The organism is Paenibacillus sp. FSL H8-0537, assembly GCF_038051995.1.
Lineage (GTDB): Bacteria > Bacillota > Bacilli > Paenibacillales > Paenibacillaceae > Pristimantibacillus.
The window spans coordinates 2,957,973-2,981,089 of the sequence record NZ_CP150290.1; the positions used below are offsets into that span (position 1 = coordinate 2,957,973).

The window sequence follows — 23,117 nt, forward strand, 5'->3', positions numbered from 1 at the left end:
CGTATGGAAATATGGGCTATTTGCAGCGCCTGCATGCCCGTCAATTAGAGCTTTGCAATACAAAGGCTGCTTGAGAGCGCCGGGAAATGGCAAATGGCAGCTAGTATAGCGGCTTGTACGATATGTATGCAGCCCCTTGGCCTGTTAGAACAAGGGATGAAGAAGGTTTATGAGCAACGAAAGGGGCGCGATTTGTCCTTGAAATCGTCGGGAGTAAGGCAGTTAGGCTTTATTATGATGGCGACCGCTTTATTCATGTATATGCTGTTGTATGCACCAACACCCTATGTCATGTACGAGCCTGGGCTTGCTGCTCCGACGAAGCCAATGGTTCGTTTGGGTGAGGGGCAGGATGATGATGTAGCGGTGAAGCCTTCAGCAAGCCCATCGCCCGCTTCGAAGCCAGAAGAAGGTGCTTTTCTGATGACAGCTGTCAGGCTATCGGATGCGAATTGGTGGGAAACCTTGTCATCTGCATGGGATAAGGATATAGCGACTTACAGCCGCTCATCGATTTTGCGCGGCTATACGGAGCAGGAATACGCGGAGCGAATGACCGTCGTCATGCAAGGCTCGCAAAATCAAGCCATTGAAGCTGCATATCGCTTCGCCCATCTTTCCTATCAATCAGTGGTCGACAGCATTGCGGTGTCCGATGTGTTGCAGGGCAGTGATGGCAGCGGTTGGGAGCCCGGAGATGTTCTCGTTTCGTTAAAAGGCGGCAAGCCATTTGCGGATGCCAAGCAAATCGTCAGCGAGCTTGGTGCCCATAAGCCAGGCGATGAGGCCGTATTTACCGTAAAGCGGGCAGGAGCAGAGCAAGACGTTGCGATTACACTGGGCGCCTATGAGGCTCCTCTAACGCCTGATAAGCTTCCTGTCGCGCTTGGCGGTATTCAGCTTGCTGAGCTTCGCAGCCTGAAGCCGGACGATAGCCGCTTTAAGCTGCAAATCGATGCAGGAGCCATTGGCGGCCCTTCCGCGGGGCTGATGTTTGCTCTGCAGTCGCTTGATTTGCTGCTCGACAAGCAGGATTTGACGGGGGGAGCGATTATTGCTGGAACAGGTACAATCGCAGCCGATGGGACGGTTGGGGAAATTGGCGGCATTGCGTTCAAGGTCATTGCGGCAAGCCGCGAGGGGGCAGAGCTGTTTCTCGCCCCGTCCGCCAATTACAAGGAGGCTGCGGACAAGGCGAAGGACATCAAGGCGAGCATGAAGGTCGTCAGCGTGACTAGTCTCAGCGAGGCTAAGCAGATGATTGAGCAGTATATCAGCGAAAAATAGGCGGTTTGAATTATAGCATGATCGGCTTGGCATAATAGTCGCGAAATAAGGCGCTCGGCTGCTGGGCTCCAGCATGAGCGAGCATATAGGCAGCAGTAGCTTGCGTATCAAGCTCTAAATAACGGTAGGGCTGATCAGCAGCCGACGCGCTTAACAGGACAGGCAGCGTCGCGGTTGTGCGCATTTTTCGCAGCAGTCCTTTGCCTTTCTCGCTAAAGCCAAGCACGCGAATATATTGCAGTCCGCTGCGCAGCTTGTCCGGTGTGAAATCCGACTTGGCATGTCCAAGCAAAATAGAGAGCAGAGACCGCTGAAGCTTCGTTCGGGTATAACGTTTCGTTTTGAGCTCTGTAAGCAGGTGCTCCACCTGAAGCTGCTTCAGCCGTGGCAGCGTTTTGCGAATGCGATGCTCTAGCCCCTCGGTTATTTCATGCAGTTCGGCCAGCTGCTGCGCTGAACGGGTGACGATGGCGTGCAGGAGAGGAGTAGCGAAGCTGTCCCAGCTTACGGGACTTCGCCCTGCATCCCATTCACGCGCCAATACGTCATAGGTTGTGGCCGGCACGAACGGCTTAATGCCTGCAATATGCCTTTCCAGCAAAAGCTGTTTGCGAATGGCGGTAGCGCTGGCAATGGCACTGTCCGTAACGTCCTCCTGATTATAAGCCGCTTTCTCGCGGCGAATGGTAAAAGGCTCCATTCGCCCGCCTAGACGCGCAAGGGCAATCAAATAGTGCAGCCCCAACGTATGATTGGGCATGGCAAAAGGAAACGCAGCAGCCTCTGGCTTTCCTATGCTGCCCAAATAAGCGGCTACCGCGCTGCTGTAGGCGCTCGGGTAGCTTATCCCTGTAGCCAGCAGCTCTTTTAGCTGCGAGGCAAAAGCGGGCGGCTCCTGCGCGATGACGGAGGCGGCTTCCATAAGCGGAGCCAAATCGCCGCTTTCCGTGCCGAAGCAGAAGCCATCGACGACGCCCGTTGCCTCCAGCAGCGCAACGGCGCCGTAGGAGAACCATTCCGCTGCCTGTGTTGCGTAGGCTACTGGCAGTTCAATGACGAGATCGCAGCCCCCGCGCAGCGCGGCTTCCGTACGGCTCCATTTGTCCATTACGGCCGGTTCGCCGCGCTGGAGGAAATGCCCGCTCATTACAGCGACAACGGCATCAGAGCCGCTTGCCAGCAGCGACTGCTCCAAATGATAGCGATGGCCATTGTGAAATGGATTATATTCAACAATTAATCCTACCGTACGCATATAACCGTGCTCCTCAATTGTAAAATGGTTGCATTACAAGCGTAAACGGCTTAAGCTATCCTTGGCGGCAAAGCTGCCGTTTCGCTGGTGGAATATAAGCCTACTATAAGTGTAAAACTTATCATTGCTTATATTTTAAGAATAACATAGCTATGATTAAGATAAAATCGGAGCCATCATTTTCAACCGTTGAAAGCAAAAAAAGCTAATCCTCTGTGAAAATGTTGACAAAACCCTTATAAAATAGCTATAATAAATTTTGTTTGTTTGAGGTGATAATATGCAGTTTCATGTAGAAGAAACGATGTCCAAGAGGTTAAAGCATACAATCAATGAATCCATTGATGTTGCTCCTCTATTTGAAGGACGGGCTGATGTGATTAACACAGGTCCGCTCCATGTCGCGCTTAAGGTAGAAGGAAATGCAGGATCTATCTTGGTTGATGGTGAAATGACTATCGATTGGGAGCTTGCTTGCTCCAGATGCTTGGAAGCCGTTCAGGAGCATACAGTCATTCCTTTCTCCGAGCAGTTCGAGCCTGCGCCGAAACGTGGCAAAGACGAGGATGAGCAGGAAGAGGACGACGACAGCGACTTCATTGCGGTATCCGGTGAAAGATTGAATTTGCAGCCTTATGTGGAAGAGGCGCTTCAACTGTTTATGCCGTTTGCCCCGCTTTGCAAGAGTGATTGTAAAGGACTTTGTCACACATGCGGACAAAACTTAAATGAACAGACATGCGGTTGCAACAACGAGAAGCTTGACCATCGTTTTGCAGCACTACAGGATTTGTTCAAGGATCAATAGTGTATCGCTTCGCGAATATTGTGAAGGAGGTGTTAAACATGGCAGTACCTCAAAGAAGAACGTCCAAAACTCGCCGCGACAAACGTCGCACTCACTTTAAGTTGGCTGTACCAGGTATGGTAAAATGCGAGCAATGCGGAGAGCTGAAATTGGCTCATCACGTATGCAAAGTGTGCGGATATTACAAAACGAAAGAAATTATTGCTCAATAATTTCCGGGATCTCACAATGGCACTTCATCGCTTGGTGAGGTGCTGTTTTTTTGCACACGTTTAGCTCCTTATAGCAGCGCTTTCCGTTTCTTCGCGGGACGAAGCCGCCTTTAACCAGGCGGAAGTAACCGTCTGGGCTTGACTCGCTGCTTACAGAGGCTTTTTTTATAGAGAAGTTTAGTACCAGGTGATAATAGCAGACGTTGGTCTGTTGGACCGACGTTTTTATAAAATATATGATTGGTCAAAAAGCATTTTTTGCGCCTGCTTACACGCCAGTCCAAGGTGGTGCCGACGATCGAACGAATGCCCAAACGGCAGCGGCATCAGCTGCTTGCCAAACTAATGGAGGAAAATCCGTTCATGACAGACCGGGAGCTTACAAGGCATTTGAAGGTAAGCATCCAAACGATCCGCCTGGATCGGATGGAACTTGGTATTCCCGAACTGCGCGAGCGGCTGAAGCTGATGGCGGAGCGTTCGTACGATACGGTACGGTCATTGCCGCTTCATGAAGTTATAGGTGATATTGTTGATCTTCAGCTGAATAAAAGCGGAATTTCAATCTTTGAAATACGTGAGGAGCACGTTTTCTCGCGAACCGGCATTGCCCGGGGCCATCACGTTTTCGCCCAAGCCAATTCGCTGGCCGTCGCCATTATCGACAATCCTATCGCTTTAACGGTAACGGCGGACATTCGATTTATTCGCCCGGTAAAATTAGATGAAAAATGCATAGCGAAAGCCTATGTGAGGTCGATTTCCGGCGAACGCTCCAAAGCGAAGGTCGAAATTTTCACGTATGTTGGTGAAGAAATGGTTTTTCAAGGGAATTTTGTGATTTTCCGATCCGCGGGGGAGGCGGAGAATGAAGGAGGGGACGAACATGCGGATAGCCATTGATGCTATGGGCGGAGATAATGCGCCTGGCCTCATTGTGAAGGGCGTGCTTGAAGCCGCGCATGAGTGGCCGGATACGGAGCTCGTACTGGTAGGAGATACTGCCATCATCGAGCAGCTGATGGGCGGCAATAAGCCAGCCAATATCAGTCTGTGTCATGCTGATGAGATCATCGGTCCAGATGATGAGCCGGTAAAGGCTGTTAGGCGTAAAAAAGGAGCCTCCATGGTCGTTGCGGGCCAGCTCGTCCGTGAAAAACGCGCAGACGCAATGCTGTCTGCCGGGAATACCGGAGCATTGATGACGACAGGACTGCTCGTTGTCGGCCGTCTGGATGGCATTGAGCGCCCGGCGCTCGCGCCTATGCTTCCGACGATGGACGATGTCGGCATGCTGGCGCTCGATCTAGGTGCCAATATGGATGCAAAGCCAGAGCATTTATTGCAATACGCTATTATGGGGAGCATTTATCGCTCCAAAGTGCATGGAATGGAAAAGCCGCGTGTCGGGCTGCTCAACGTTGGAACGGAAGCTCGCAAAGGCAATGAACTGACTAAGGCGGCGTACGATCTGCTTGAACATGCGCCGATTCATTTTATCGGGAATGTTGAAGCAAGAGATGTGCTAAGCCGCAGCTGTGATGTTCTTATTTGCGACGGCTTTGCTGGAAATATTATGCTGAAAGCGATGGAAGGCACGGCAGGCTCCCTGTTTGGCTTCATCAAAAACGCTTTTGGCGAAACGCTGCTTACCAAGCTGGCCGGAGCGATTATGCTGCCGAAGCTGCGCAAGCTCAAAAACAAAATGGACTATAAAGAACATGGTAGCGCACCGCTGCTCGGTTTGAACGGACTCGTCATGAAATGCCATGGCTCCTCCGACGAGGTAGCTGTCAAAAGTGCGATTCGCCAGGCGCGAATTGCCATTCAAGGCAAGCTGACCGAATCGATTGCAGCGGAAATAAGCGGGAAGTGAGTGTGTTGTGGTGATTTTGCATCCTGTAGGCATTATTGGTACAGGCAAATATGTGCCTGAACGTATTATAACGAATCAGCAGCTTGAAAAAATGGTTGAAACGAATGATGAGTGGATCGTTACCCGCACAGGAATTAGCGAGCGCCGGATGGCTGCACCCGAAGAAGCGACGTCGGACCTCGCTTATGAAGCCTCCAAGGCTGCAATTGCAGCTTCAGGACTTACGGTAGAGGATATCGATCTCATTATCGTGGCGACGATAACGCCAGACATGGCATTTCCATCGACCTCCTGTCTGCTTCAAGAGAAGCTGGGAGCCAAACAGGCGGCAGCATTCGATCTTTCCGCAGCTTGCTCGGGCTTTATTTATGGCCTTGCAACAGCAACGAGCATGATTTCTTCCGGCTTGTATAAGCATGTGCTTGTTGTTGGCGCGGAGACGCTTTCGCGTATTACGGACTACACAGACCGCAATACATGCATTTTGTTTGGTGACGGTGCGGGAGCAGTTGTGCTTGGTAAGGTAGCAGAAGGCAGAGGCTTTAAGTCTTTCCAGCTCGGAGCAGATGGCGGCGGCGGCGAGCTGCTGAAAGTAAGCGGCGGCGGTTCCCGCATGCCAGCTACGGAGGAAAGTGTCGCATCGCGGCAGCATTTTATCCATATGGCTGGAAATGATGTATTCAAGTTTGCGGTGCGCATTATGGGCAGTGCAGCAGAGGAAGCGCTTCGCAAAGCGGATATGACGAAGGATCAAATCGATCTGCTTATCCCGCATCAGGCGAATATCCGAATCATTCAATCGGCGCTTAACCGTTTGAATTTGCCAGAGGAGAAATGCATGATTAATTTGAACAACTATGGCAATATGTCGGCAGCATCGATTCCGGTGGCGCTGGCAGAGGCGGTTGAACAAAACCGGGTAAAAGAAGGAGACGCTCTCGTATTCGTCGGCTTTGGCGGCGGACTGACTTGGGGAGCTTCTGTATTGATTTGGTAACGGAGGGATTGCAGGATGGGTAAAACCGCTTTTGTATTTCCAGGACAAGGTGCTCAGGCTGTAGGGATGGGCAAGGATGTTTATGAAGCATTCGCGGATTCGCGCCAGATTTTTGAACAGGCGGATGAAGCGCTTGGCTTTAAGCTGAGCGATATTATTTTTGAAGGGCCGGAGGACACGCTCAAGCAGACGGCCAATACACAGCCTGCGCTGCTTACCGTAAGCGTCGCGCTGCTGCAAGCGCTAGAAGGCCGAGGCTTGAAGGCGGACTATGTAGCAGGCCACAGCCTGGGGGAATATAGCGCGCTAGTAGCTTCTGGCGTATTATCCTTTGAGGATGCCGTTCGTACGGTGCGTTCCCGCGGTCTCTTTATGGAGCAGGCGGTTCCTGGTGGACATGGCGCTATGGCAGCCGTGCTTGGCGCAGAGCGTGAAGCGCTTGCCGAGCTATGTCACATGGTGACGGCAGAAGGCCATGTTGTTGAGCTTGCGAACGTGAACTGCCCAGGGCAGATCGTCGTTTCCGGTTCCGCAGCAGGCGTTGGGGCCATTGTCGAGCGCGGCAAGGAAGCCGGATTCAAGCGGGTCATTCCGCTTGAGGTTAGCGGCCCCTTCCATTCATCGCTTATGAAGCCTGCTTCTGAGCAGCTTGCCGGCGTATTGGCAGGCGTAAGCATGAGCGATGCAGCTGTGCCGGTTGTAGCTAACGTTACAGCTAGTGCAGTTACGGATGCGGCAGCGCTTCGCGCCTTGCTGGTCGAGCAAGTCTACTCGCCAGTATTGTGGGAAGACAGCGTTCGCTATTTAATCGCTGAAGGTGTAGATACTTTCGTGGAAATCGGTTCAGGCACGGTGCTTGCTGGCTTGATCAAAAAAATCGATAGATCCGTCAAGGTGATTTCGCTTAACAGCATCGCAGCATTAGATGCTTTGCAAGCAGCCGAATAGGGGAGGTTTTATCATGTTCGCGAATTTGGAAGGCAAGAAGGCGCTTGTAACGGGCGCTTCCCGTGGGATTGGCAGAGCGATTGCGATCGCGCTGGCAGAAGCAGGGGCAGATGTTGCCATTAACTATTCGGGCAGCGAGGCGGCAGCCGCTGAGACAGCTCAAGCTGTAGAGGCGCTTGGACGCCGTGCCATTGTATTGCAGGCTAATGTAGGCAAGGCAGCTGAATTCGATGCTATGGTCAAGGATGTGCTGGAGCAGTTCGGTGCTATTGATATTTTGGTGAATAATGCCGGAATTACAAGAGACAACCTGATTATGCGTATGAAGGAAGAGGAATTTGACCAAGTTATTGAGACGAACTTAAAGGGCGTATTCAATGGCATCAAGGCAGTTACTCGTTCAATGATGAAGCAGCGTTCAGGCCGCATTATTAATATTTCTTCCGTCGTCGGGGTGCTTGGCAATCCTGGACAAGCTAACTATGTTGCTGCTAAAGCTGGCGTTATTGGCCTAACGAAAGCTAGCGCGAAGGAACTTGCTTCGCGTGGCATTACGGTCAATTGCGTCGCGCCAGGCTTCATTCAGACTGAAATGACGGACAAGCTTCCGGAAGAAATGAAGGAATCGCTTGTTGCTCAAATTCCGCTTGCGCGCCTTGGCAGCTCGGAAGATATTGCAGCAGCTGTACGTTTTCTGGCGTCTGATGCAGCAGGCTATATGACGGGTCAAACCGTTCATGTAGATGGCGGCATGTACATGTAATATAGGGACGCAAGGGCTTTGCCGGGAATTAAAACGGTTACGTATGGCATTTTAGTTTTAATTCTCGTATAATACCAAAGAGGAGGTGAACCGGATGTCCGAAGTAATAGATCGCGTAAAACGTATCGTTGTAGACCGCCTAGGTGTAGACGAAGCGGAAGTAACGCTTGAAGCTTCATTTAAAGATGACCTCGGCGCTGACTCGCTCGATGTCGTGGAATTGGTCATGGAGCTTGAAGACGAGTTCGATATGGAGATCTCTGATGAAGATGCAGAGAAAATCACAACAGTAGGAGAAGTTGTTAAGTACATACAATCTCTTAACTAAGGAAGCCTGGGTCCCGTTGTCACAAACGGGACTTCTCTCCATCTAGGGCATGTGATTATTTAGAAGAATAAATGAGCGTAAGAGCTATTTATATATAAAAGATACAGCGCAGCAGCGTATATTGCAGTTCATAGAGGTGAATCGAAATGAAGCAAAGAGTTGTCGTTACAGGTATGGGAGTTATGACTTCCCTCGGATATGAGCTGGAGGAGTTTTGGGGCAATTTGCTCGCAGGCAAGTCCGGTGTGTCCGTTGTGGAAGCGTTCGATTTTTCGGAATACCCAACGTACATTGCCGCAGAAATCAAAAACTTCAGTCCGGAGGAATTCGGATTGGACAAGAAGGAAGCGCGCCGTATGGACCGCTTCGTGCAGTTCGCTGCTGTAGCCAGCCAATTGGCGGTTAAGGATGCGGATTTGAAAATCGGTGAGAATGCTGATGAGGAACGCGTTGGCGTTATGATTGGTTCCGGTATTGGCGGCCTAGGCACTTGGGAAGATCAGCATAATATTTTGCTGGAGAAAGGCCCGAAGCGCGTCAGCCCGTTTTTTATTCCAATGATGATCGCGAATATGGCATCTGGTCAAGTATCGATGCTTACAGGAGCGAAAGGTCCGAACAGCACAGCGGTTACCGCTTGTGCGACAGGTACTCATTCCATTGGCGATTCGTATAAAATGATTATGCGCGGCGACGCTGATGTCATGCTGTGCGGCGGTGCTGAGGCGACTATCCGTCCAACAGGCATGGCTGGCTTCTGCTCCATGCGCGCCATGTCCGTTCGTAATGATGAGCCGAGTAAGGCAAGCCGGCCTTTCGATAAAGACCGGGATGGTTTCGTTATGGGCGAGGGTGCAGGCGTGCTCGTATTGGAATCTCTCGAGCATGCTCAAAAACGCGGGGCACGGATTTACGCTGAAATTATTGGCTATGGCATGAGCGGCGACGCGCATCATATGACAGAGCCAGATCCAGACGGCGCAGCGCGCTGTATGGTGAAAGCGCTCAAAGATGCTGGAATTGCTCCAGAAGCGGTTGATTATATTAATGCTCACGGCACTTCAACGCCAGTAGGCGACCGTTCAGAGACGAAAGCGATTAAGAAAGCATTTGGCGACCACGCTTATAAAGTGGCAGTCAGCTCGACAAAGTCGATGACGGGACATCTGCTTGGCGCGGCCGGCGGAGTGGAAGCGGTTATTTTAGGCTTGACGCTGCAAAACGGTATCATTGCACCAACGATTAACTTAGACAACCAAGATCCGGAATGTGATTTGGATTATGTGCCGAATGAGCCGCGCAAAGCGGATGTTCGTATCGCAATGTCCAACTCCTTCGGTTTTGGCGGTCATAATGCGACGATCGTGATGAAAGTTTATGAAGCATGATTCCTTAAGCGAGCTGCAGTCGCGTCTGGGGCTACGCTTCAAACAACATAGGCTGCTGAAGCAAGCTTTCACGCATACGTCGTATGTAAATGAGCATAAGCATGGCACAATCGAGCATAATGAGCGTTTGGAATTTTTGGGCGATGCGGTATTGCAGCTGCTCGTCTCAGAATTTCTGTTTCGCTCCTATCCACGCCGGCCAGAGGGCGAGCTTACGCGTATGCGCGCCTCGGTCGTATGTGAACCGTCACTTGCCCTTTTTGCAGAGCGGCTTGCTCTTGGCGCCTACGTCCTGCTGGGACGAGGCGAAGAGCAGCTTGGCGGCAGACAAAGACCGGCGCTGCTGGCGGATTTGTTTGAAGCGTTTGTCGGTGCGATTTTTCTCGATGCAGGTATGGACCGGGCCCGTGCTTTTCTCGAAGAGCATGTGTTTCCATTCATTGAATCGAACGATTATGGCCTGCTCGTGAAGGATTTCAAATCCAAGCTGCAGGAGCGCGCCCAGCATCATGGGCTCGGTACGGTAGAATACCGGATTACCGAGGAGCGCGGACCGGCGCATGATCGCGAGTTTGTCGTGGAAGTGATTTTGGGTGATGCCAGATGCGGCAGCGGCAGCGGTCGGACGAAGAAGGAAGCGGAGCAGCGCGCAGCGGAAGAAGCGTGGCACTCCCTTTCCGCTCAGCCGTAAAGAGGATGCTATAGGAAGAGGCTACTGGGATTGTTACAAATCCCGGTAGCCTCTTCTTTAAATATGACTATGTATAAGGTGCTAACAACCCTCTTAGATGACCTTCATTACGCTCCAACCAATTATCTCGCTCAATTAATTGATTCGCGATGTAAGCAAAAGCGGTAGAAATGTCCTTTCCTGCCCTATTTTGTCCAATATATATGTGTAGGACCGCAATATGGTACAAACGGGTTAACGTGCGTAGTTGGCTCAATTCCTCAGATGACAAGGTCCGAAACGATGCATACCCTTCAATAAACGCTGCCGACATTTCAAGTGAACCGCCAGACATCTGGAGTACATGGTTGAGGCTAATTACAAATTCCAAAAATGAGATATCGACCGCGAGGAAATCAAAGTCCAAGACTCCCGTAATGCAGCGGTCTACGGATAATAAGTTGAATACTAATAAGTCGTGATGGACCAACTGCAGGGGTAAGGATAATAAAGCCTTACGATTTGTCTCAACTGAAATCAGTGCTTCGTTATAATAATGTTTTTGCTCGTCTGTAACGGGGAAAGGAGGTTTTTTCCAGAAAGAAGCTGTAATTTCTTCCGTAGCAAGTGGATGTAGCTGATACAAGTTAGTAAATGGAATTCCATCATATTTAATATTCTTTGGTCGTTCATATTCACTAAGCCTTGCACTAACTTCACCGACGACGCGGCCAAATAAGTAAGCATCATCAGGTGTTTGAATTGGCGGAGCTGTTCCTTGAAGAAAGGTTACAAGAGCACCTAATGATCCGTCTGATAACGTCACATACAAGTGTCCATTTTGTGTTGGCAGAAACGAAGGGATATTAAAGGAAAGATTTGAGCGTAATAAAAAAGATGTCACATCCATTTCTAAGTGCAAGCTTTCTGGAGTCTTGGTATAAAGGTCATAATGACGTGCTACGTATTTTTGGTCGTTTACCGTTACGAAACAGGTTGTATTAGTTAGCCCGAAGGGCACGGGTTCCGTTTTTACAATATCTAAAGGGAAATAATGCTCGATAATGGCCTGCAATGCGTGTGTCATTAAAGCGACTCCTCCTATCTATATTCCTTATTATTCGACGTTGTATTTTTATATTCCTTGCTATCGTGGTAGGGAAACTGTGTCGGGCTTTTGTCCAGCACGATAGAACCAGACAGGTAAAAGGCAACGAAGCTTTGTCCAGCTTTGTTGTACCGGGGCGTCCATGCCCAAGAACGCATAATGATGTAAGTAAGGATCAGTTTTTTCTACCCTGTGCCTTATTTTCTCATAATGCAACGCGCCTCTAAAGGACGACTCTACCCGTCTCACTTTGGTTGGAAGGAGAGGATGGGGCTATGGTAGCGGAGAGCTTAAAGTGAGGTTATCCGGCGTCTGTATTTTGTGGTACAATAGCGGGTGAGGTGAAAGACAATTTATGTTCCTTAAGCGTATTGAACTAGCAGGTTTTAAATCGTTTGCCGATAAGACGGAGATGGAATTCGTCACGGGGATTACGGCAGTCGTCGGTCCCAACGGCAGCGGCAAAAGCAATATTTCCGACGGCATCCGCTGGGTGCTGGGCGAGCAAAGCGCCAAAAGTCTTCGCGGCGGCAAAATGGAAGATATTATTTTTGCCGGAAGCGACGCGCGCAAAGCAGTCAATTATGGTGAAGTGTCGCTGACGCTCGACAATACGGATGGAGCACTGCCACTGGAGTACAATGAAGTGACAGTAACCCGCCGTGTCCATCGCAGCGGTGACAGTGAATATATGATTAACAAGCAATCATGCCGGCTCAAGGATATTACCGAGCTGTTTATGGATACGGGAATCGGCAAGGAAGCTTATTCGATTATCGGACAAGGCCGAATTGAGGAAATACTAAGTACAAGGTCTGAGGACCGCCGTGGTATTTTTGAAGAGGCTTCCGGTATCGTTAAATATAAATCGCGCAAGCGGGAAGCGCAGAAGAAGCTTGATGAGACGGAGCAGAACCTGCTGCGCATTCACGATTTGGTTACTGAGCTTGAGGACCAGGTTGGGCCGCTCAAGGAGCAATCGGAGAAAGCGATTCATTATAAAGCGCTGCGAGAGCAGCTGCGTACGAAAGAAATTTCCATGTACGTTCATAACATTGATTCGGTCCATAAATCTTGGTCGGAGGCGAATGCCAAGCTTGAGGTGCTCAAGCAAAGCGAGCTGGAACTGTCAACGGTTGTGAGCAAGCATGATGCGCATTTGGAGAAGGATCGCCTTGCGCTGCGCGCAATCGAGGAGAAGCTTGACCGTCTTCATGAAGCGATGCTGCAATACAGCGAGGATTATGAGAAATGCGAAGGCTACGGCGAGGTTTTGAAGGAGCGCAAACGCAATCTGGAGCATAACAAGGCACAGCTTGTGGAATCCGCTGCGTCGCAGGATGCCCGCATTGGCACGCTGATGCAGGAGGAAGCTGAATTCCGCAGCCGTGCGGCTGGTCTGGAGCTGCAGCTGGCCGATTTGAAAGCAAAGCTGACTGAGGAGGAAGACCGTCTTATTGGTGTTGTTGGCGGGGCTGCTCCTGATGCTGAGGAGACGCTGAAGGGCGAGCTGCTTGATGTGCTTAGCGCGATGGCGGAGCTGCGCAATGAAATTCGTTATGCCCAGCAGCAGAAGGAAGCTGTTGGTCGGCGGATGGAGCGCCTTGGCGAGGATGAGCTGAAGTGGAAAGAGCAGAAGCGGAAAAGTGGGGCTAGACGCGCGCAGCTGGAAGCACAGCTGGAATCGATTTTGAAAGATATCAATGGTGCTCGTAACAAATACATAGATGAGGCTGAAAAAGCGAAGCAGACTGGCCAGTATGTGGATGAAGCGGCTGCAGCTATTCGCAAATGGGAGCAAAAAATCGATGCCAGCATTTCCCGTCGCGATACGATGAAGGAAATGCAGGATGCACTCGACGGCTTTATGCACGGCGTTCGGGAAGTGCTCAAAGCATCGCGCCGCACATCCGGCGGCATTAGCGGCGTTCATGGCGCGGTAGCCGAGCTAGTGCGCGTGCCAGAGCGGATCGAGGTTGCGGTTGAAACGGCGCTTGGCGGGGCACTTCAGCATGTGGTCATGGAGGATGAGAAGACAGCTCGCGCGGCAATCGCATTTCTGAAGCAGCGTCAGTTGGGCCGAGCTACCTTCCTGCCTCTCGATGTCATTCGCGCAAGGCAAGTGCCTGAGCATGACAGACGCCTGGCTGAAAACGCAGAAGGTTTTGTAGGCGTTGCGGCCGATTTAGTCTCTTGCGACCCGCAATATAAGTCTATTATTCAAAATTTGCTCGGCAATGTATTGCTTGCAGAAAATTTGGAGCAGGCGAACCGTATTGCCTCTAAATGCCAATATCGCTACCGGGTTGTAACGCTAGAGGGCGATGTTGTAAATGCCGGAGGTTCGATGACAGGCGGAAGCTTGCAGAAGAAAGGCGCAAGCTTGCTTGGACGGCAGCGGCAAATTGAAGGACTCGATCAGGAAATTACGGCAGCCGAGGCCACGATGAAGCAGCTTCGCGACAAGCTCAGCGATCTTCGCAAGGAGCAATCGATCCGATCGCAAAATATGGAGGAGCTGCGTTCTCGTTCGGAGCAATCGCGTATTGACGAGCAGCAGGTGCGGGCCGAGCTTCAACAGATGCTGTCTGAGGAAAAGCAGCTTAATGAGCAGGAACAGCTGTATTCGGCTGATCGCAGCAGCCATCTGGCGGAGCAGCAAACGATGCAGGCTACAACCGAGGAGGCGCAGGCAAAGCTTGAGAAGCTGGTAGCAGACGAGGCTAGGCTGCAGGAGGCGATCAAGCTTGCTGAGGAGCGCCGCAAAGCGAGCGAAACGGCGAAGGAAGCGCTGCAAGGCCAACTGACGGATTTGAAAATCAGCTCAGCCAAGACGGATCAAGAGAAGCAGTCGTTTGAAGACCAAGCCGCCCGTGTTCGAGCTGATATTGTAAGGGCGAAGCAGGAGCTTGGCAATGTCCGTTCCCTGCTTGCACAGCAGGAAGAGGAGATTACTCGCCATGCGGAGGAAAGCGTTCAGCAGGTGGAGCAGCTAAATCATTTGAAGCTTAAGAAGCAGGAATGCTCGGAGCAGACGGATTTGCAGCGCTCGGCGAGAGCGGACAGAATTCGAGAGCTGGAACATGGCGAGAGCGAGACGAAGGAGCAGCGCACGCAGCTCCGGCAAATCGAGGAGCAGCTGCGCCAAAATGAAATCGCCGCGAATCGTCTTGATGTGGAGCTCGACAATTTGCTGCGCAAGCTCAGCGAGGAATACGAGCTGAGCATTGAGCTGGCGAGGGAGCAGTACCCTGTGCCTGAGGATGTCATTGGCACACAAAATCTGGTTCGTGATTTGAAACGTCAAATTACGATGCTTGGCGATGTGAATCTTGGCGCTATTGACGAGTATGAGCGCGTCAAGGAGCGTTATGAGTTTTTATCGGAGCAGAAGGATGATCTGGTGGAAGCGAAAACGACGCTTTATCAAGTTATTCGCGAGATGGACGAGGAAATGTCGAAACGATTCAAAACGACATTTGAAGCAATTAGGGGCCACTTCAGCATTGTGTTTGCAAAGCTGTTCGGCGGCGGCCGGGCAGATCTTGTTCTGGTTGAGCCGGATCGCGTGCTTGATACAGGCATAGACATTGTTGCTCAGCCGCCTGGCAAGAAGCTGCAAAACCTGCAGCTGCTCTCTGGCGGCGAGCGTGCGCTTACGGCAATTGCGCTATTGTTTGCTATTTTGCAGGTGAAGCCCGTGCCTTTCTGTGTATTGGATGAGGTAGAAGCAGCGCTTGATGAGGCTAACGTATCCAGATTTGCCCAATATTTGCGTGAGTTTTCCGAGCTGACGCAGTTTATCGTCGTTACCCACCGCAAAGGCACGATGGAGGAAGCGGATGTGCTGTATGGCGTAACGATGGAGGAAGGCGGCGTATCGAAGCTCGTATCGGTGCGTCTGGAGGAGGAAGCGGAGCAGGCTACCGCGTAGCTTGCGGCTTTAAGAATGAGGAAAGAATACATGATAGTTACGAAGACGGAGGAGCAATCGCGATGAGTTTTTTCAAAAGATTGAAGGAAAGCATCGCTTCCAAGACGGAAGCGGTCACGACGATATTTAAAGAAGGGTTGTCCAAAACCCGTACAGCGTTTGTTGAAAAGGTAGAAGAGCTCATTACGCGCCGGAAAAAGATTGACGAGGAGTTTTACGAGGAGCTTGAGGAAATTTTGATCGGTGCCGATGTAGGCGTCAATACCGTGATGAAGCTGATTGACGAGCTGCGCGCGGAAGTGAAAAAACGCAAAATCGAAGATGCGGCTGATTTGCAGCCGGTATTGTCAGAAAAGCTGGTTGAGCTGCTCAAGGGTGATGACAATGAGAAAACTGCCCTTCGCATGTCAGGCAGCGGCATTACGGTTATTTTGTTCGTTGGCGTCAATGGCGTTGGTAAAACGACGACGATTGGCAAGCTGGCTCATAAGTTTAAAAATGAGGGCAAAAGCGTTCTGCTGGCGGCGGGCGATACGTTCCGCGCCGGTGCCATTGAGCAGCTTGAGGTGTGGGGCCAGCGCGTAGGCGTTGACGTCATTAAGCAGCAGTCTGGCTCCGATCCCGCGGCGGTTATGTTCGATGCGGTGCAGGCGGCGAAGCAGCGCGGCGTAGATATTTTGCTCTGCGACACCGCTGGAAGGCTGCAAAACAAGTCCAACTTGATGGAAGAGCTCAATAAAATTTTCCGCGTCATTCAGCGTGAAATTCCGGATGCGCCTCATGAGGTGCTGCTCGTCCTCGATGCGACAACTGGTCAAAATGCACTCAGCCAAGCGAAGCTGTTCGGCGAGAAAAGCGGCGTAACCGGCCTCGTATTGACGAAGCTTGATGGTACGGCTAAAGGCGGCATCGTCATTGCTATCCGCAATGAGCTTAATTTGCCTGTCAAGCTGGTTGGCTTGGGCGAGAAGATGACGGATTTGCAGCAGTTTGATTCGGAGCAGTTTGTTCACGCTTTGTTTGCTGGTCTAATTAAAGATCAAGAAGAGCCGGAAGAGGCTGAAACGCAGCAATAAATCAGCTTTTTGAAAATATAAGCGGAGTATAGGTTTCCCCTTATACTCCGCTTATATTTCACCGCGAAACGTTAGCTTTACCACCTGAGGACGGCTTTCGGCCGTTTACGCTTGGCCTGAAATGCATGTATTTCAAGCTGACAAGGTTGAAAGCTTGACAGTGCCTGCTTCAATCGTGTAAGATAAGAGACGTTGCTTAAGGTGTAAAGGATTTACCCTTGACGGGAAGGAGCAAAGGTCATGAATGTTAGTGAACCAGACGCCCTTGCGAAGACGACCCGAATTAATTTATTATTTGACTTTTATGAGCCCTTGCTTACTGAGAAGCAGAGGACTTCACTTAAATATTATTTTCACGATGATTTCTCGCTTGGGGAAATTGCAGCGGAATCCGGCATTAGCAGGCAGGCGGTTTATGAGCATGTGAAGCGCGCGGTGCAGGTGCTTGAAAGCTACGAAGGCAAGCTTCGCTTGCTGGAGAAGCATGAAGCATTGCAGCAGCTTGCCGAACATTTGGAAAGTAGCGTAACAGAGCTTTCCCTTGGAACAGATGCCAAGCAGGGAATTCTAGATATAATTGAGCAATTAATAACGACGAACAACAGGTAAGGAAATAACGGAGGTGATGGATCATGGCGGCATTTGAAAGCTTGTCAAGCCGATTGCAAAACGTTTTTAGCAAGCTGAAGGGCAAGGGGAAAGTATCCGATGCTGATGTGAACGAGGCGATGCGTGAAGTGCGTCTTGCGCTGCTTGAGGCAGACGTTAACTTTAAAGTCGTCAAAGATTTTATCGCCAAAGTAAAGGAACAAGCTATTGGTCAGGAAGTGGAGAAAAGCTTTACTCCAGGGATGGTCATTATTAACATCGTTAATAAAGAATTGACCGAGCTGATGGGCGGCACGCAAAGCAAGCTGGCGAAAGCGAATAAACCGCCAACGGTTATTATGATGGTCGGTTTGCAGGGCGCAGGTAAAACAACGACGTCCGGCAAGCTTGCCAAGCTTCTACAGAAGAGCAATCATAAGCCTCTGCTTGTAGCCTGCGATATTTATCGTCCAGCTGCAATCAAGCAGCTGCAAGTGCTCGGCGAGCAAATCAGTGCACCGGTGTTTTCGCTTGGCGATCAAGCTTCTCCGGTAGAAATTGCGAAGCAAGGCTTGCAGCATGCAAAAGAAAATCATAATGACTATGTCATTATTGATACAGCGGGCCGGCTTCATATTGATGAAACGCTGATGGACGAGCTGAAACAAATTCATCAACTAGTTAAGCCTGATGAAGTGCTGCTCGTTGTCGACTCCATGACAGGTCAAGATGCGGTCAATGTAGCCCAAAGCTTCCATGAGCAGCTTGAACTGACCGGTGTCGTATTGACGAAGCTTGATGGCGATACTCGCGGTGGTGCGGCATTGTCCGTTAAAGCTGTAACGGGCCAGCCTATCAAGTTTGCTGCTATGGGCGAGAAGATCGATTCGCTTGAGCCGTTTTATCCAGACCGGATGGCATCGCGTATTCTCGGCATGGGCGACATGCTTTCTCTTATCGAGAAGGCACAGATGAACATTGATGCAGACAAAGCTGCCGAAATGGAGCGCAAGATGCGCACGGCTGAGTTTACATTTGATGATTTTCTGGAGCAAATGGCGCAGGTGCGGAATTTGGGGCCGATTGATCAGCTGATGGATATGCTTCCAGGAATGGGCAAGGTCAAAGGGCTTAAAGATATGAAAATCGATGAGAAGCAAATCGGCCGTGTTGAGGCGATCGTGCGCTCGATGACGAAGGAAGAAAAGACGAAACCGGAAATTCTCAACCACAGCCGCCGGAAACGGGTTGCTGCCGGAAGCGGAACATCGGTTGCCGAAGTCAATCGACTGATCAAACAGTTTGATGACATGCGCAAAATGATGAAGCAGTTTTCGTCCATGATGGGGCCTAAAGGCCTTAAGGGCGGCAAGAAGGGCCTGAAAGGCATGTTAGGCAAAGGCATGAAGTTTCCATTTTAATTTAAATAGGTTTATTAATTGAAGGAGGTGAATTTCACATGGCAGTACGTATTCGTTTGAAACGTATGGGTGCTCACAAAGCCCCTTTTTATCGCGTAGTTGTTTCTAACTCCCGTTCGCCGCGCGACGGTCGCTTTATCGAGGAGATCGGTACTTATAACCCGGTTGCACAACCGGCTCAAGTATCCATCAACGAAGAAAAAGCTTTGAAATGGCTGCAAAACGGAGCGCAAGCTTCGGATACAGCTCGCGACTTGCTTTCTAAAGCAGGCGTAATGAAAAAGTTCCATGAGCTTAAGCAACAGAAATAACTGTTGAACAGCGGAGGGCCTTTATAAATGAAAGAATTGATTCTTGTCATAGCAAAGGCGTTAGTGGATCATCCGGAAGACGTAAGCGTGAAGGAAAGAGACGATGACCGCGGCATCGTATATGAGCTGTCGGTTCATGCGGAGGATGTCGGTAAAATTATCGGCAAGCAAGGTCGCATTGCGAAAGCGATGCGTACAGTTGTGACCTCTGCAGCTGTCAAATCAGAGAAGCGGGTTATCGTGGACATCATATCGTAAAACGAATTCGGAGAGGGTTAGGGTTGTTTATCCTAACCCTTTTTCAAAATATAAGAATGTATAAGTTTCATACTTATACATTCTTATATTTCTCGAAATGAAGCGCGTGGCACCGCCAGAGGATGGCGACAGCCGTTTCACCTTGAAACATAAAAACAGAATAATATTCGTAATGGATATTTTTCTGTTTTACGCAAAACGGCTGCTGCCGCCTTTTTTCGGGCCGGCGACAGCCGTTTATGCGTGTATCATGAGGAATTTGCATAAATGGCCTTGAATGGCAGATCAACAGCCTAATAGCATTCTGCATTTTATTGATTTATGCAAAATCCTGATCATAAAAAAGAAAACTATATAAGTGGGACGAAAGAAAATTTCAACTTATATAGCAAAGAAAGGATACATGAATAATGAGCGGCAAATGGTTTACAGTTGGAAAAGTCGTTAATACGCATGGTCTGCGCGGCGAGTTGAAGGTGCTTTCCCAGACCGATTTTGGAGATTTGCGTTTTGCAGTCGGCAATAAGCTCGCTATGATACATGAAGAGCATGGCACCAAGCTGGATGTAGAGATTGCGGTTTCCCGTGAGCATAAGGGCAATTATATTCTTAAGCTTAAGGGATATAATGATATTAATGAAGTGGAGAAGTACAAGGGCTGGCTGCTGAAGGTAGCAGAGGAGCAGCTTGGAAAGCTGGATGAAGGGGAATATTATTTCCACGAAATTATCGGCTGTCGCGTTGTGACAGACGAGGGCGAGGAACTGGGCACCATTTCTGAAATTTTGCGACCAGGCGCCAATGATGTATGGGTCGTCGACCGTCCTAAAGGAAAAGGAAGCCAAGTGCTTATTCCTGTTATTGATGATGTGTTGCTGAACGTAGATATTGCTGCGAAGACAGTAACCGTTCATCTTATGGAAGGGTTGATTTAGCGTGAGAGTAGATGTGCTTACGCTCTTCCCTGAAATGTTCGATGGCGTGTTTGGCGCCAGTATTCTTGGCAAGGCACAGGAAAAAGGCATAGTATCGCTGAATGCCATTAATTTTCGAGCGTACTCCGGCAATAAGCATAATACGGTAGACGATTATCCGTATGGCGGTGGAGGAGGCATGGTGCTTAAAGCAGAGCCTGTATTTTCGGCTGTTGAGCACTTGATGGAGCAGGTCGGAACAGGGGCTCGTCCGCGTGTTGTTTTAATGTGCCCACAGGGGGAAACCTTCACCCAGCAGAAGGCTGAGGAGCTTTCGAAGGAAGAGCATCTAATTATGATTTGCGGCCATTACGAGGGCTATGACGAGCGTATACGTGAGCATTTAGTAACGGATGAGCTTTCGATTGGCGACTATGTGCTGACTGGCGGGGAGCTTCCTGCGATGGTTGTCATCGACAGTGTAGCGCGCCTGCTTCCCGGTGTCCTTGGCAATGAAACGTCAGCAGTAACGGATTCATACAGCACAGGCCTTCTGGAGCATCCGCATTATACAAGACCTGCTGTATTTCGTGATATGGAGGTGCCGGAGGTGCTGATTTCCGGTCACCACAGCCGCATCGAGACATGGCGCCGCGAGCAATCGCTGCTTCGTACACGGAATAGACGTCCTGACCTGCTGGAGAAGGCTGAATTGACCGCCAAGGAGCGTAAATGGCTTGCTTCTTTGGACAAACAGCAGTCTTAAGCGATAATGTTGGCAAGCCCGGAAAAAGTTGTTGAAATTTGGGTTTGAATATGGTATGATTTCAAATGTTGTTCGTATTAATCGGACGGTCCGCTAATGGTAATGACCCAATTTCAAATGGGAAGTTGGAGAGCTATTAAGAACGTCTATGGTGGAAGGAGTGAATCCAAGATGAATCTCGTACAAGCGATTACGCAAGAGCAGCTTCGCAAAGACCTTCCTAACTTTCGTCCCGGTGACACGTTGAAAGTATACGTTAAAGTTATCGAGGGATCCCGCGAGCGGATCCAGCTATTTGAAGGCGTTGTAATCAAACGTCGTGGCGGCGGTATTAGCGAAACTTTTACAGTACGTAAAATTTCCTACGGTGTTGGCGTCGAAAGAACTTACCCGTTGAACTCGCCTAAAATCGATCGTATCGATGTGGCACGTCGTGGTAAAGTACGTCGCGCTAAACTGTACTACCTACGTAACCTTCGTGGTAAAGCAGCTAGAATTAAAGAAATTCGTTAAGTCGAATAAACAAGAGGGGGCTTGGTTAAACAAGCTCCCTTTCGTTATTCTTACAGCTTGTCAGCAAGGATGAATTCGAAGATGGAAAGAAGGCGTTTTTATGGACCAGCAATCACGTAATGATGAAAATGAAGTTGAAATCACATCAGATAGCGCCGAAACGGCTACTCCATCTGCTGAGTCTGACAAAGCAGCGCCTAGCCAAAAAGCTAAAGCGATGAAAGAAACGGTAGAATGGATCAAAGCGCTTGCTATAGCGGTCGTGCTGGTCGTCATTATTCGCAGTTTTCTGTTTGCGCCGTTTATGGTTGAAGGAGAGTCGATGCATCCAAACTTTGAAACTGGCGAGCGTCTCATTGTGAATAAAATATTGTACAAATTCCGTGAGCCTGACAGAGGCGAGGTCGTTGTGTTCCATGTTCCGGAACAAGGCAGAGATTTTATTAAACGCGTCATCGGACTGCCAGGAGATACAATCAAGGTTCAAGGCGATGATGTCTTCATTAATGATGTGAAATTGGAAGAGCCATATATTGCGGATGCCATTAAGCAGGCTCAGGCAAATGGTCAGCTTTATAATAATGAATCAGATTTTCCTAATGAGCGAATAACGGAAGCGACTGTGCCGGAGGATACGATTTTCGCAATGGGCGACAATCGCAGCAACAGCCAGGACAGCCGTGCCCTTGGTTATATTTCGGATAAAGAGCTTGTAGGCCGGGCGGAAGTTATTTTCTGGCCGCTGAACAAGCTGAGCTTTATTAAGCATTAATTGGCATTTGAATGAGGTGAGAAATTGACGATTCAATGGTTCCCCGGTCATATGACACGGGCGAAACGACAAATACAGGACAAGCTCAAGCTGATTGATGTAACGATCGAGCTGCTTGATGCGCGTATTCCAATGTCCAGCCGTAACCCGATTGTCGATGAAATTTTGGGTGGCAAGCCGCGGCTGATCGTGCTCAACAAGTCTGACCTAGCAGATGCTAAGGTGACAGAGCAATGGATTACGTATTTTAAGGGAGAAGGCCATGAATGCATCGCGGTCGATTCTTCAACAGGAACGCGGGTAAACGAGGTTCCGGTGAAAGCGAAAGCGCTGCTGCAGGAAAAAATTGACCGCCAAATCGCAAAGGGAATTAATCCGAGAGCGGTGCGTGGGCTCATTGTTGGCATTCCAAATGTTGGGAAATCGACGCTGATCAACCGTCTGGCAGGTCGCAATATTGCGCTAACTGGCGATCGCCCAGGCGTAACAAAAGGCCAGCAGTGGATAAAAGCAGGCAAGGACATAGAATTGCTTGATACGCCGGGTATTTTGTGGCCGAAGTTTGAGGACGAGCTTGTCGGCTATCGCCTTGCGATGACAGGCGCGATTCGCGAGCAGGTATTGAATATCGAGGATATTGCATTTTTTGCGTTGAAGGAATTGGTTGATCGTTACTGGGGAAGTGTGAAAGAGCGCTTCGAAATCACGATGGAGCAGCCGGATACGAATGAGTCTGATGAAATCGTCAAGGTGATGGAGGAAATCGGACGCAAGCGGGGTTGTCTGCAAAGCGGAGCGCGTGTTGACCTGGAGAAGGTTTCGGGCATTATTTTGCGGGAGCTGCGTGCAGGCAAGTTCGGCCATATTTCGCTTGAAGCACCGTGGAAGCGAAATAGCTAGATTTTTGATTGTATGAGTGTCCTC

The 23,117-nt window shown here is 49.9% G+C and carries 24 protein-coding genes; 22 read left to right on the plus strand and 2 right to left on the minus strand.

Annotated elements, in window-relative coordinates; all coding sequences use genetic code 11:
* Nucleotides 1-93 precede the first annotated feature (93 nt).
* Nucleotides 94-1,287, plus strand: a complete 1,194-nt coding sequence (locus tag MHB80_RS12510; protein ID WP_341282441.1) for a S16 family serine protease — start codon at nucleotides 94-96, stop codon at nucleotides 1,285-1,287.
* A 10-nt stretch (nucleotides 1,288-1,297) separates the two neighbouring features.
* On the opposite strand, the gene MHB80_RS12515 is transcribed toward MHB80_RS12510, so the two are convergent.
* Nucleotides 1,298-2,542: a nucleotidyltransferase gene (locus MHB80_RS12515; protein ID WP_341282442.1), complete on the minus strand. Its 1,245-nt coding sequence runs from the start codon at nucleotides 2,540-2,542 to the stop codon at nucleotides 1,298-1,300.
* Nucleotides 2,543-2,822: 280 nt separating this feature from the next.
* Between MHB80_RS12515 and MHB80_RS12520 the strand changes: the two genes are divergently transcribed.
* The 10 genes from MHB80_RS12520 to rnc all read left to right on the plus strand — a co-directional run bounded on the left by MHB80_RS12520 (nucleotide 2,823) and on the right by rnc (nucleotide 10,553).
* Complete coding sequence (locus tag MHB80_RS12520) at nucleotides 2,823-3,350, plus strand: DUF177 domain-containing protein (RefSeq protein ID WP_341282443.1); 528 nt, start codon at nucleotides 2,823-2,825, stop codon at nucleotides 3,348-3,350.
* Nucleotides 3,351-3,388: 38 nt separating this feature from the next.
* Nucleotides 3,389-3,562: a 50S ribosomal protein L32 gene (gene rpmF / locus MHB80_RS12525; RefSeq protein WP_042160385.1), complete on the plus strand. Its 174-nt coding sequence runs from the start codon at nucleotides 3,389-3,391 to the stop codon at nucleotides 3,560-3,562.
* 306 nt (nucleotides 3,563-3,868) lie between these two features.
* Complete coding sequence (gene fapR, locus MHB80_RS12530) at nucleotides 3,869-4,465, plus strand: transcription factor FapR (protein ID WP_338556715.1); 597 nt, start codon at nucleotides 3,869-3,871, stop codon at nucleotides 4,463-4,465.
* Nucleotides 4,449-5,438, plus strand: a complete 990-nt coding sequence (gene plsX / locus MHB80_RS12535; RefSeq protein WP_341282444.1) for a phosphate acyltransferase PlsX — start codon at nucleotides 4,449-4,451, stop codon at nucleotides 5,436-5,438. The genes fapR and plsX overlap by 17 nt, the downstream gene beginning before the upstream one ends.
* A gap of 10 nt (nucleotides 5,439-5,448) precedes the next feature.
* Nucleotides 5,449-6,435 carry a beta-ketoacyl-ACP synthase III gene (locus MHB80_RS12540; protein ID WP_341282949.1) on the plus strand — a complete coding sequence of 329 codons (987 nt, stop codon included), beginning with the start codon at nucleotides 5,449-5,451 and terminating at the stop codon, nucleotides 6,433-6,435.
* Between the two features lie 15 nt (nucleotides 6,436-6,450).
* Nucleotides 6,451-7,383 carry an ACP S-malonyltransferase gene (gene fabD, locus MHB80_RS12545; protein WP_341282445.1) on the plus strand — a complete coding sequence of 311 codons (933 nt, stop codon included), beginning with the start codon at nucleotides 6,451-6,453 and terminating at the stop codon, nucleotides 7,381-7,383.
* Nucleotides 7,384-7,396: 13 nt separating this feature from the next.
* Nucleotides 7,397-8,146, plus strand: coding sequence for a 3-oxoacyl-[acyl-carrier-protein] reductase (gene fabG / locus MHB80_RS12550; RefSeq protein ID WP_341282446.1), 750 nt, complete (start codon nucleotides 7,397-7,399; stop codon nucleotides 8,144-8,146).
* Between the two features lie 94 nt (nucleotides 8,147-8,240).
* Nucleotides 8,241-8,474, plus strand: coding sequence for an acyl carrier protein (gene acpP, locus MHB80_RS12555; protein WP_046230681.1), 234 nt, complete (start codon nucleotides 8,241-8,243; stop codon nucleotides 8,472-8,474).
* A 146-nt stretch (nucleotides 8,475-8,620) separates the two neighbouring features.
* Nucleotides 8,621-9,862: a beta-ketoacyl-ACP synthase II gene (gene fabF / locus MHB80_RS12560; RefSeq protein WP_341282447.1), complete on the plus strand. Its 1,242-nt coding sequence runs from the start codon at nucleotides 8,621-8,623 to the stop codon at nucleotides 9,860-9,862.
* On the plus strand, nucleotides 9,852-10,553 hold the full coding sequence (gene rnc / locus MHB80_RS12565; RefSeq protein WP_056038330.1) for a ribonuclease III: 702 nt from the start codon (nucleotides 9,852-9,854) through the stop codon (nucleotides 10,551-10,553). The genes fabF and rnc overlap by 11 nt, the downstream gene beginning before the upstream one ends.
* A 67-nt stretch (nucleotides 10,554-10,620) precedes the next feature.
* Here rnc and MHB80_RS12570 read toward each other — a convergent pair whose 3' ends face one another.
* On the minus strand, nucleotides 10,621-11,619 hold the full coding sequence (locus tag MHB80_RS12570) for a phosphotransferase (RefSeq protein ID WP_341282448.1): 999 nt from the start codon (nucleotides 11,617-11,619) through the stop codon (nucleotides 10,621-10,623).
* 376 nt (nucleotides 11,620-11,995) lie between these two features.
* Here MHB80_RS12570 and smc point away from each other — a divergent pair, with 376 nt between their 5' ends.
* The 11 genes from smc (at nucleotide 11,996) to ylqF (ending at nucleotide 23,093) form a co-directional block, all read left to right on the plus strand.
* On the plus strand, nucleotides 11,996-15,574 hold the full coding sequence (smc, locus tag MHB80_RS12575) for a chromosome segregation protein SMC (RefSeq protein WP_341282449.1): 3,579 nt from the start codon (nucleotides 11,996-11,998) through the stop codon (nucleotides 15,572-15,574).
* A gap of 62 nt (nucleotides 15,575-15,636) precedes the next feature.
* Nucleotides 15,637-16,650 carry a signal recognition particle-docking protein FtsY gene (ftsY, locus tag MHB80_RS12580; RefSeq protein WP_341282450.1) on the plus strand — a complete coding sequence of 338 codons (1,014 nt, stop codon included), beginning with the start codon at nucleotides 15,637-15,639 and terminating at the stop codon, nucleotides 16,648-16,650.
* Nucleotides 16,651-16,890: 240 nt separating this feature from the next.
* Entirely contained in the window at nucleotides 16,891-17,259 is a 369-nt protein-coding gene (gene ylxM, locus MHB80_RS12585; RefSeq protein WP_341282451.1) for a YlxM family DNA-binding protein, read from the plus strand.
* Between the two features lie 23 nt (nucleotides 17,260-17,282).
* A complete protein-coding gene (gene ffh, locus MHB80_RS12590) occupies nucleotides 17,283-18,659 on the plus strand; it encodes a signal recognition particle protein (protein WP_341282452.1) in 1,377 nt (458 codons plus the stop codon).
* A gap of 38 nt (nucleotides 18,660-18,697) precedes the next feature.
* Entirely contained in the window at nucleotides 18,698-18,970 is a 273-nt protein-coding gene (rpsP, locus tag MHB80_RS12595) for a 30S ribosomal protein S16 (protein ID WP_046230688.1), read from the plus strand.
* Between the two features lie 27 nt (nucleotides 18,971-18,997).
* Nucleotides 18,998-19,228 carry a KH domain-containing protein gene (locus tag MHB80_RS12600; protein ID WP_046230689.1) on the plus strand — a complete coding sequence of 77 codons (231 nt, stop codon included), beginning with the start codon at nucleotides 18,998-19,000 and terminating at the stop codon, nucleotides 19,226-19,228.
* A gap of 410 nt (nucleotides 19,229-19,638) precedes the next feature.
* Nucleotides 19,639-20,163, plus strand: coding sequence for a ribosome maturation factor RimM (rimM, locus tag MHB80_RS12605; protein ID WP_341282453.1), 525 nt, complete (start codon nucleotides 19,639-19,641; stop codon nucleotides 20,161-20,163).
* Nucleotide 20,164: 1 nt separating this feature from the next.
* Nucleotides 20,165-20,908, plus strand: coding sequence for a tRNA (guanosine(37)-N1)-methyltransferase TrmD (trmD, locus tag MHB80_RS12610; RefSeq protein WP_341282454.1), 744 nt, complete (start codon nucleotides 20,165-20,167; stop codon nucleotides 20,906-20,908).
* Nucleotides 20,909-21,079: 171 nt separating this feature from the next.
* Complete coding sequence (gene rplS, locus MHB80_RS12615) at nucleotides 21,080-21,421, plus strand: 50S ribosomal protein L19 (protein WP_056039073.1); 342 nt, start codon at nucleotides 21,080-21,082, stop codon at nucleotides 21,419-21,421.
* A gap of 100 nt (nucleotides 21,422-21,521) precedes the next feature.
* Nucleotides 21,522-22,193 (plus strand): signal peptidase I, encoded by a 672-nt coding sequence (gene lepB / locus MHB80_RS12620; protein WP_341282455.1) that lies wholly within the window; start codon nucleotides 21,522-21,524, stop codon nucleotides 22,191-22,193.
* Between the two features lie 24 nt (nucleotides 22,194-22,217).
* Nucleotides 22,218-23,093: a ribosome biogenesis GTPase YlqF gene (gene ylqF / locus MHB80_RS12625; RefSeq protein ID WP_341282456.1), complete on the plus strand. Its 876-nt coding sequence runs from the start codon at nucleotides 22,218-22,220 to the stop codon at nucleotides 23,091-23,093.
* Nucleotides 23,094-23,117: the final 24 nt, after the last annotated feature.

Excerpts from the sequence above, each read along its gene's own strand:
- MHB80_RS12510 (WP_341282441.1), top strand. The coding sequence starts at position 94 with ATGGCAGCTAGTATAGCGGCTTGTACGATATGTATGCAGCCCCTTGGC.
- MHB80_RS12515 (WP_341282442.1), bottom strand. The coding sequence starts at position 2,542 with ATGCGTACGGTAGGATTAATTGTTGAATATAATCCATTTCACAATGGC.
- MHB80_RS12520 (WP_341282443.1), top strand. The coding sequence starts at position 2,823 with ATGCAGTTTCATGTAGAAGAAACGATGTCCAAGAGGTTAAAGCATACA.
- rpmF (WP_042160385.1), top strand. The coding sequence starts at position 3,389 with ATGGCAGTACCTCAAAGAAGAACGTCCAAAACTCGCCGCGACAAACGT.
- fapR (WP_338556715.1), top strand. The coding sequence starts at position 3,869 with ATGCCCAAACGGCAGCGGCATCAGCTGCTTGCCAAACTAATGGAGGAA.
- plsX (WP_341282444.1), top strand. The coding sequence starts at position 4,449 with ATGCGGATAGCCATTGATGCTATGGGCGGAGATAATGCGCCTGGCCTC.
- fabD (WP_341282445.1), top strand. The coding sequence starts at position 6,451 with ATGGGTAAAACCGCTTTTGTATTTCCAGGACAAGGTGCTCAGGCTGTA.
- fabG (WP_341282446.1), top strand. The coding sequence starts at position 7,397 with ATGTTCGCGAATTTGGAAGGCAAGAAGGCGCTTGTAACGGGCGCTTCC.
- acpP (WP_046230681.1), top strand. The coding sequence starts at position 8,241 with ATGTCCGAAGTAATAGATCGCGTAAAACGTATCGTTGTAGACCGCCTA.
- fabF (WP_341282447.1), top strand. The coding sequence starts at position 8,621 with ATGAAGCAAAGAGTTGTCGTTACAGGTATGGGAGTTATGACTTCCCTC.
- rnc (WP_056038330.1), top strand. The coding sequence starts at position 9,852 with ATGAAGCATGATTCCTTAAGCGAGCTGCAGTCGCGTCTGGGGCTACGC.
- MHB80_RS12570 (WP_341282448.1), bottom strand. The coding sequence starts at position 11,619 with ATGACACACGCATTGCAGGCCATTATCGAGCATTATTTCCCTTTAGAT.
- smc (WP_341282449.1), top strand. The coding sequence starts at position 11,996 with ATGTTCCTTAAGCGTATTGAACTAGCAGGTTTTAAATCGTTTGCCGAT.
- ftsY (WP_341282450.1), top strand. The coding sequence starts at position 15,637 with ATGAGTTTTTTCAAAAGATTGAAGGAAAGCATCGCTTCCAAGACGGAA.
- ylxM (WP_341282451.1), top strand. The coding sequence starts at position 16,891 with ATGAATGTTAGTGAACCAGACGCCCTTGCGAAGACGACCCGAATTAAT.
- ffh (WP_341282452.1), top strand. The coding sequence starts at position 17,283 with ATGGCGGCATTTGAAAGCTTGTCAAGCCGATTGCAAAACGTTTTTAGC.
- rpsP (WP_046230688.1), top strand. The coding sequence starts at position 18,698 with ATGGCAGTACGTATTCGTTTGAAACGTATGGGTGCTCACAAAGCCCCT.
- MHB80_RS12600 (WP_046230689.1), top strand. The coding sequence starts at position 18,998 with ATGAAAGAATTGATTCTTGTCATAGCAAAGGCGTTAGTGGATCATCCG.
- rimM (WP_341282453.1), top strand. The coding sequence starts at position 19,639 with ATGAGCGGCAAATGGTTTACAGTTGGAAAAGTCGTTAATACGCATGGT.
- rplS (WP_056039073.1), top strand. The coding sequence starts at position 21,080 with ATGAATCTCGTACAAGCGATTACGCAAGAGCAGCTTCGCAAAGACCTT.
- lepB (WP_341282455.1), top strand. The coding sequence starts at position 21,522 with ATGGACCAGCAATCACGTAATGATGAAAATGAAGTTGAAATCACATCA.